The organism is Sphingomonas sp. RS6 (genome assembly GCF_054489705.1).
In genome coordinates this window covers 1-7627 of record NZ_JBTMWM010000018.1, presented here as the reverse complement: position 1 = coordinate 7627, position 7627 = coordinate 1, and the positions used below count along the sequence as shown (strand labels likewise).

7 protein-coding genes are annotated in these 7627 nt (G+C 66.0%); 1 reads left to right on the top strand and 6 read right to left on the bottom strand.

From position 1 onward, the window contains the following. Positions 1-226 precede the first annotated feature (226 nt). Complete coding sequence (locus ACX40Y_RS18125; protein ID WP_459120978.1) at positions 227-706, top strand: RNA pyrophosphohydrolase; 480 nt, start codon at positions 227-229, stop codon at positions 704-706. 5 nt (positions 707-711) lie between these two features. Here the strand turns inward: ACX40Y_RS18125 and ACX40Y_RS18120 are convergent, their stop codons facing one another. The 6 genes from ACX40Y_RS18120 to scpA form a co-directional block, all read right to left on the bottom strand. Next, the gene (locus ACX40Y_RS18120) at positions 712-1419 is read right to left on the bottom strand and encodes a hypothetical protein (protein WP_459120977.1); all 708 of its coding nucleotides are present in this window, start codon (positions 1417-1419) and stop codon (positions 712-714) included. Positions 1420-1513: 94 nt separating this feature from the next. Then, positions 1514-3526, bottom strand: coding sequence for an acetyl-CoA carboxylase biotin carboxylase subunit (locus ACX40Y_RS18115; protein ID WP_459120976.1), 2013 nt, complete (start codon positions 3524-3526; stop codon positions 1514-1516). Then, the gene (locus tag ACX40Y_RS18110) at positions 3526-3798 is read right to left on the bottom strand and encodes a hypothetical protein (RefSeq protein ID WP_459120975.1); all 273 of its coding nucleotides are present in this window, start codon (positions 3796-3798) and stop codon (positions 3526-3528) included. The genes ACX40Y_RS18115 and ACX40Y_RS18110 overlap by 1 nt, the downstream gene beginning before the upstream one ends. Beyond that, entirely contained in the window at positions 3795-4805 is a 1011-nt protein-coding gene (gene bioB / locus ACX40Y_RS18105; RefSeq protein WP_459120974.1) for a biotin synthase BioB, read from the bottom strand. The genes ACX40Y_RS18110 and bioB overlap by 4 nt, the downstream gene beginning before the upstream one ends. Then, a complete protein-coding gene (locus ACX40Y_RS18100; RefSeq protein ID WP_459120973.1) occupies positions 4802-5746 on the bottom strand; it encodes a heme-dependent oxidative N-demethylase family protein in 945 nt (314 codons plus the stop codon). Before ACX40Y_RS18100 ends, bioB begins: the two co-directional genes overlap by 4 nt. Then, positions 5743-7627: methylmalonyl-CoA mutase (gene scpA, locus ACX40Y_RS18095; RefSeq protein WP_459120972.1), on the bottom strand; the 1885-nt coding region annotated here is incomplete at its 5' end. The genes ACX40Y_RS18100 and scpA, both read right to left, overlap by 4 nt.

Sequence of the window (7627 nt, the reverse complement as noted above, 5' to 3'; positions counted from 1 at the left end):
CAGGCAATTCGGTCCCGCTCGGCCTGCAGAAGATCACGCACCAACCCGTTCTTGTTCCATTGATAGGTGCTGCGCGCCGGCGCTGGGGCGACATACCAGGGGTGGTGAACGATCGGGAGCACGTTGATCAAACTAGGGGGTTCGGAGCATCCGGCAAGACGACCGGCAGGGAACCCCGCAAACGAAGCCGCTTTCGTATGGCCCGCCGCCGCGATAGGAGGTCAACATGACGGACATTTCGACCCTTCCCTACCGGCCCTGCGCGGGCGTGATGCTGCTCAATCGCGACGGCCGTGTCTTTGTCGGCCAGCGCCTCGATTCGGTGGTCGAGGCATGGCAGATGCCGCAGGGGGGCATCGATCCGGGCGAGGACGCGATCGCGGCAGCGATCCGCGAGCTCTGGGAGGAAACCGGCGTCGCTGCCGATCATATCGAGCTGATCGCGCAGGTTGAGGACGAGCTGTTCTACGATCTGCCCGACGATCTCGTCGGCCGGATCTGGAAGGGCAAATGGCGCGGCCAGCGTCAGCGCTGGTTCCTGTTCCGCTTCCTCGGCAGCGATGACGACATCAATATCGTCACCGCCGAACCCGAATTCCGCGCTTGGCGCTGGGCAGACCCGGCCGAGCTTCCCGAGCTGATCGTGCCGTTCAAGCGCGACTTGTATACCGAGATCCTGGCCCGGTTCGCCGCGCATCTCGGCTGAACGGGTCAGCTGGCGTCGCCAGCCGGCCGTTTCGCCTGCATCACAGCAAAGGACAGACCGGTAATCGTGCCCAGCACGACACCCGAGGCGACACCCCCGACCAGTCCGCGAAAGGCGACCTCCAGCGACCCCGGATCGGCACTTCCGACCGACGACGCGACATAGATGCAGGGCAAGGCTGCGCCCCAGCCGACAGCGTTGGTCGCGATCCACCAATGCGCGTTGCGCGCGGCGCGGCGCAGCACGATCGCCTGGACAGCGCCGAACAGTGCCCCGACGCCGAACCCGAACCCTGCCGCCGTCATCGCGGTCTGGAACAGCGTCTGAACCGGCGGCATCAGTGGCTCACCGTTCATCGGCGGGAACACCGAATACCATGCCGCGACCGACCACATGGCGGTGGCGGCAACCACGGTGACAAACACCCAGCCCCGCGTTTCGAGCGCCGGGAACTGTCGCTTCATTGCCCAGCTTTGCAGATAGCCCAGCACGACGCCCTGAATGACTCCGCTCCCAGTCTTGCCGAGCAATACCGCGATTTCCGCGCCCACGCCCATGGGAATGGGATCGAAGCGCTCGACCGTGACCCACCAGAGCGCGGCCATGGCAATCCCGAGCAATTCGCCCGCGGCACACGCTTCGATCCAGCGCGTAAAGCCATCCTCTTCCTGCACGGCGCCATTCCCCTGACCTTCAAGCACCGACCAACGCATCCCGAAAGGATGACGCTCCGTTATGCCCCCGATTCATACGAGAAGCCGAGAAACTGTCCGGACGCAAGCACAACTGTGCAGCTTTCCGAACGCGCTATTCGAATTCCAGAATCATGGCGTCGACAGCCAGGCTTTCGCCCGCAGCGAAGTTCGCCGCCTTCACGGTCCCGGCACGCTCTGCGCGCAGGATATTCTCCATTTTCATCGCCTCGACCACCGCGAGCGGCTGTCCCGCCACCACCGTGTCGCCGACGCCGACATGCAGCCGCGTCAGCAGGCCCGGCATCGGCGCCAGCAGGAACTTGCTCAAGTCCGGCGGCACCTTTTCGATCATGTGCCGACGATATTGCGCGACGTGCGGCGGCAACACTTCCACCCGGTGCGCGGCGCCATGCGCGGTCAGCTTCCAGCCGGTGCGCGTGCGATCGACCGCCGTGGCGAATTGCTCGCCGTCGATCCGGGCGATGAACAGCGGATCACCCGGCCGCCAATGACCGGAAACCTCAAACGGCGCCTCGTCACTAGCAAGGTTCACCAGCAGGCCGCTGTCGCAGCCGTCCACGGTCACATCGAAATGATGATCGCCGATCCGCACCGTGCGTTCGGTGGAAAGCGCGGGTCGATCGCCCAATTGGCCGGAAATTTCCGCCGCACGCTCCGCTCGCGCGAGGTCAAGCACCACCGCGACGGCGGCGAGCTTGCGCACCAGTGCCTCGTCCGCGGGCGCGCCGTGGAAGCCCTCGGGATATTCCTCGGCGATGAAGCCAGTGGTCAGCTCGCCCGAGCGGAAGCGAGGGTGCTGCATGATTGCCGATAGGAAATCGATATTGTGGCCGATCCCGTCAATGCGGAAGCGATCGAGCGCCTGGACCTGCAGGTCGGCGGCCTCGTCGCGGCTCGGCGCCCAGGTGATCAGCTTGGCGATCATCGGATCGTAGAACATGCTGATCTCGGAGCCTTCGGCGACGCCGTCGTCGACGCGGATATAGCCCTCGCCCGCTTTGGCGGCCGCAGGTGGCCGGTAGCGCACCAGGCGTCCGGTGCTCGGCAGGAAGCCGCGATAGGGGTCCTCGGCATAGACGCGGTTCTCGATCGCCCAGCCATTGATCTTCACATCGTCCTGGCCGAACGCCAGCTTCTCGCCGGCCGCCACGCGGATCATCTGCTCGACCAGATCGAGCCCGGTGATCGCCTCGGTCACCGGATGCTCCACCTGTAGGCGGGTGTTCATTTCGAGGAAGTAGAAGCCCTGCCCCGTCTTGTCGGCGCCCGAGACGATCAGCTCGACAGTGCCCGCGCTGTAATAGCCGACCGCCCGCGCCAGCGCGACCGCCTGCTCGCCCATTGCCTTGCGCATCTCCGGCGTCACGAAGGGCGACGGCGCCTCCTCGACGACCTTCTGGTGGCGCCGCTGGATCGAACATTCGCGCTCGTTCAAGTAGACGATGTTGCCGTGCTGGTCGCCCAGCACCTGGATCTCGATATGGCGCGGGCTTTCGATGAACTTCTCGATGAACACGCGGTCGTCGCCGAAGCTGGCGAGCCCCTCGCGCTTGGTCGCCTCGAAGCCTTCGCGGACGTCCTGCTCGCTATAGGCGAGCCGCATGCCCTTGCCGCCGCCGCCGGCCGAGGCCTTCATCATCACCGGATAGCCGATCTCGCCGGCGATCCGCACCGCATGCTCGGTATCCTCGATCTCGCCGACGAAACCAGGGACGACGTTCACCCCCGCCTGCTTGGCGAGCTTCTTCGATTCGATCTTGTCGCCCATCGCCGCGATCGCCCCCGGCGGCGGGCCGACGAACGCAATGCCCGCCTCTGCACAGGCCTTGGCGAAGCTCTCGCGCTCGGAGAGGAAGCCATAGCCGGGGTGGATCGCATCGGCGCCGGTTTCCTTGGCGGCGAGCAGGATCAGGTCGGCGCGGAGATAGCTCTCCGCCGCCGGTGCCGGCCCGAGCCGCACTGCCTCGTCCGCCATCCGCACATGCGGCGCGCGGGCATCCGCATCCGAATAGACCGCGACCGTGGCGATGCCCATCTTCTTGGCCGTGCGCATCACCCGACACGCGATTTCGCCACGGTTGGCGACGAGGATTTTCTTGAACATCAGGCAGCCCTTCGACGAACGGAAAAGAAGGCTGTGACTAAGAACGTCACGAGGAGGGACGTCGCGACGAGGAGCGGCACAGGTGCGCCGTCATCACTCATCGCATAAGCCATAGTGACGGCGAATACCGTCAGCGCGAACACGCCCGCTAAGCCCAAAAGCGCGCCGATTTTCGTGCCAAGTTTGGTTCTCGCGGTAGCCGCGACGATCAATGGAACCGTCGCGACACTCCAAAACGCCGCGAAACCTACCGAGGCAAACACAAGGCTCACTCGGCCGCCTCCAGCTCCACCTTGCACTCCGCGGCCATCGGCGTGATGCCGAGGCGCGCGAACAGCGCGGCATCCTTGTCGTCACCGGCATTGCCTGCGGTCAGCAGCTTGTCGCCGGTGAAGATCGAATTGGCGCCCGCCAGGAAGCACAGCGCCTGGGTCGCATCGCTCATGCTCTCGCGGCCGGCCGAGAGGCGGACCATCGAGCGCGGCATGGTGATGCGCGCGACCGCGACGGTCCGCACAAACTCGATATCGTCGATCTTGGCGAGCGGCGTGTCCGCCAGCATGTCGCCCAGCACCGTCCCCTTCACCGGCACCAGCGCGTTGACCGGGACGCTGCCCGGATGCACCGGCAGCGTGGCCAGCGCGTGGATGAAGCCCACCCGGTCGCCGCGCGTCTCGCCCATGCCGACGATGCCGCCGCAGCACACGTTGATGCCCGCCTCGCGAACATGCCCCAGCGTCTCCAGCCGCTCCTCGAAGCTACGGGTGGTGATCACCTCGCCGTAGCGCTCGGGCGAGGTATCGATATTGTGGTTGTAATAATCGAGCCCGGCATCGGCGAGCGTCTTGGCCTGGTCGCCGGTGAGCATGCCCAGCGTCATGCAGGTTTCCATGCCCATCGCGCGAACGCCCTTCACCATCTCGACGATGGCTGGCATGTCGCGGTCCTTGGGATTGCGCCAGGCAGCGCCCATGCAGAAGCGGGTCGAGCCATGGTCCTTGGCCTGCGCCGCCGCCTGCAGCACCGCGCGGGGGTCCATCAGCTTGGTCGCCTTGAGGCCGGTATCGGCAGAGGCGGACTGGCTGCAATAGCCGCAATCCTCCGGGCAGCCGCCGGTCTTGATTGAGAGCAAGGTCGAGCGCTGGACCTGGTTCGCCGGATGATTGGCACGGTGTACTTCCGCCGCGCGGAACACGAGTTCGGTGACCGGCAGGTCGAATAGGGCGGCGATCTCGTCGCGGGTCCAGTCGGTACGCACAGGGGTGGTTTCGAGGGTCAAGCGGCTAACTCCGGAGTTCGGTTACGCCGCTCGGCATAGCGGGTGAGTGCGTCTGCGTAAAAGGGCGCGGCACGGCGTTCGTGCTCGCCGGTGCCGATGCCTGCGACCGATTGAGCAACACGAGCGACGGCGCCGGTGCTCAGGCGGTCGAGCGGCTCGACATGGATGCCGATGGTGAACAGCACGGCGCCGCTTTCGGGCAGACGGCGGAGCGTCTGGCGCTCGCAGCGCACGAAAAGCGTCTCGCCGGCATTCTCCGCCGTCACATGGGCGAAGCGGGCTTCGGGCGCCTCCTGCGGCAGATAGCGCCAGGCATCGCTCGCCACGACGAACCAGTTGGTGCGCCCGAATATCGGGCCGGGCTGGAGCGTCGCGAAGAAATGGTCGACGCCCGAGGCAAGCTGTTCGGCATAGCCGTGGATCGGCGCGTGGATCGGGGTCAGCGCTTGGCCGAGCTTTTCATGCAAGTGCCAGTCGGTGGGAAACGCGATAGCGGCGGCGGTAAGGCGATACTGGCCAGAAGCGTCGGGCGTGAGAATGCACAGGTCCTCCCACACACCGGCTGCTGCGGTACGGAGCGCATCGGCGACGGAAGCGATCCTTCCCTCCAAGCCGTCATGCCGGCGAAAGCCGGGATCCATTGCCGTCTCAGGTTCAGCTCCTGCTGCAGGCGTTGAAGCGAATGGATCCCGGCTTTCGCCCGGAGGGCGATATTGAAGGCGGCGACGTGAGAGCAACTCCGCGACCTCGTCCACCGCCGCTTCCGCCTCCGGCAGCACCTGCACGCACTCCGGCTCCGCCGCGAACATCGCTGCCCGCGCATCCAAGTCCGCCTCCGGCGTCAGCCATTCTGCCTCCGGAACCCGCACCAGCCCCATGCGCAGCGCCCCTCCGCCCCGGGCGCGCGGGATCAGCGCCTCGACGGAGAAGCCCAGGCTCATTCGGCGGCAGCCCCAAGCGGCGGCATGTTATGGCCGAGCAGGCGCAGCACGTCCGCCGCGCACTCGACGACGTTCGAGCCCGGGCCATAGATGCCCTGCACCCCCGCCGCGCGCAGCATGTCGTAATCCTGGGGCGGGATGACGCCGCCGGCGATCACCTTGATGTCGCTCCGCCCCGCCTCGCGCAGGCCGCGGATCAGCTCGGGGATTAGCGTCTTGTGCCCGGCCGCCAGACTGGAGGCGCCGACCACGTCGACGCCGCTGTCGAGCGCCAGCACCACGGTCTCCTCCGGCGTCTGGAACAACGGCCCGCTGACCACCTCGAAACCCATGTCCGAAAAAGCCGAGGCGATGACGTTGGCGCCGCGATCATGCCCGTCCTGCCCCATCTTGGCGACGAGCAGCCGCGGCTTGCGGCCGAGCCGGCGTTCGACCGCTTCGACGCCGCGCACAACCTCGGCCCAGCGATCGTCTTCGGCATAGGGCGCCGCATAGACGCCCTTCACCGGGGTCGGCTGGGTGGCATAGCGGCCGAACACATCCTCCATCGCCGCGCTGATCTCGCCCAAGGTCGCCCGAGCACGCGCCGCCACGACGGCCAGCTCCAGCAGGTTGCCGCTCCCTCTCGCGCCTTCGCGCAGCGTATCCAGCGCCGCTTGGCAGGCCGCCTCGTCGCGGCCCGCCTTCACCCGCTGGATGCCCGCGATCTGCGCCTCGCGCACCGCGGCATTGTCGACCTCGAGCGTCTCGAGCAGATCCTCGTTCGGCAGCCGGTATTTATTGACCCCGACGATCACGTCCTCGCCGCGATCGACCCGCGCCTGGCGCGCGGCTGCGGCCTCTTCGATCATCGCCTTGGGCCAACCGGCGGCGACCGCCTTGGCCATGCCGCCCTCGGCCTCGACGCGTTCGATGATCTCCCAGGCTTTGTCGACGAGGCTCTGAGTGAGGCTCTCGACATAGTAGCTGCCGCCCAACGGATCGACGACCCTGGTCATCCCCGTCTCTTCCTGCAGCACGATCTGCGTGTTGCGGGCAATGCGGGCGGAGAAGTCGGTCGGCAGCGCGATCGCTTCGTCGAGCGCGTTGGTGTGGAGGCTCTGGGTGCCGCCCAGCATCGCCGCCATCGCCTCGATCGTGGTGCGGATGACGTTGTTGTACGGGTCCTGCTCGGTGAGCGACACGCCGCTCGTCTGGCAATGAGTGCGCAGCATCTTCGAGCGCTCGTCCTGCGCTCCCAGTTGCGTCATCACCCGATGCCACAACACGCGCGCGGCCCGCAGCTTCGCCACTTCCATGAAGAAGTTCATACCGATTGCGAAGAAGAAGCTCAGACGGCCTGCGAACTTGTCGATATCGAGGCCCGAGGCGACGCCGTACTTCACATATTCCATGCCGTCGGCGATGGTGAAGGCGAGTTCCTGCACCTGGGTCGCGCCGGCTTCCTGCATATGGTAGCCGGAGATGGAAATGCTGTTGAATTTCGGCATCTTCGCGCTGGTATAGGCGAAAATGTCGGAGATGATCCGCATGCTCGGTTCGGGCGGGTAGATATAGGTGTTCCGAACCATGAACTCCTTCAGGATGTCGTTCTGGATCGTGCCTTCCAGCTTCTCCTGCGGAACCCCCTGCTCCTCGCCCGCGACGATGAAAAAGGCCAGCACAGGGATCACCGCGCCGTTCATCGTCATGCTGACGGACATCTGGTCGAGCGGAATGCCGTCGAACAGGATCTTCATGTCCTCGATCGTATCGATCGCCACCCCCGCCTTGCCGACATCGCCGACGACGCGCGGATGATCGCTGTCATAGCCACGATGGGTGGCGAGATCGAACGCGACCGACAGGCCCTTCTGCCCGGCCGCGAGATTGCGGCGGTAG

Bases quoted from the DNA above. Each gene is read 5' to 3' on its own strand.
- ACX40Y_RS18125 (WP_459120978.1), top strand. From the start codon at position 227: ATGACGGACATTTCGACCCTTCCCTACCGGCCCTGCGCGGGCGTGATG.
- ACX40Y_RS18120 (WP_459120977.1), bottom strand. From the start codon at position 1,419: ATGCGTTGGTCGGTGCTTGAAGGTCAGGGGAATGGCGCCGTGCAGGAA.
- ACX40Y_RS18115 (WP_459120976.1), bottom strand. From the start codon at position 3,526: ATGTTCAAGAAAATCCTCGTCGCCAACCGTGGCGAAATCGCGTGTCGG.
- ACX40Y_RS18100 (WP_459120973.1), bottom strand. From the start codon at position 5,746: ATGAGCCTGGGCTTCTCCGTCGAGGCGCTGATCCCGCGCGCCCGGGGC.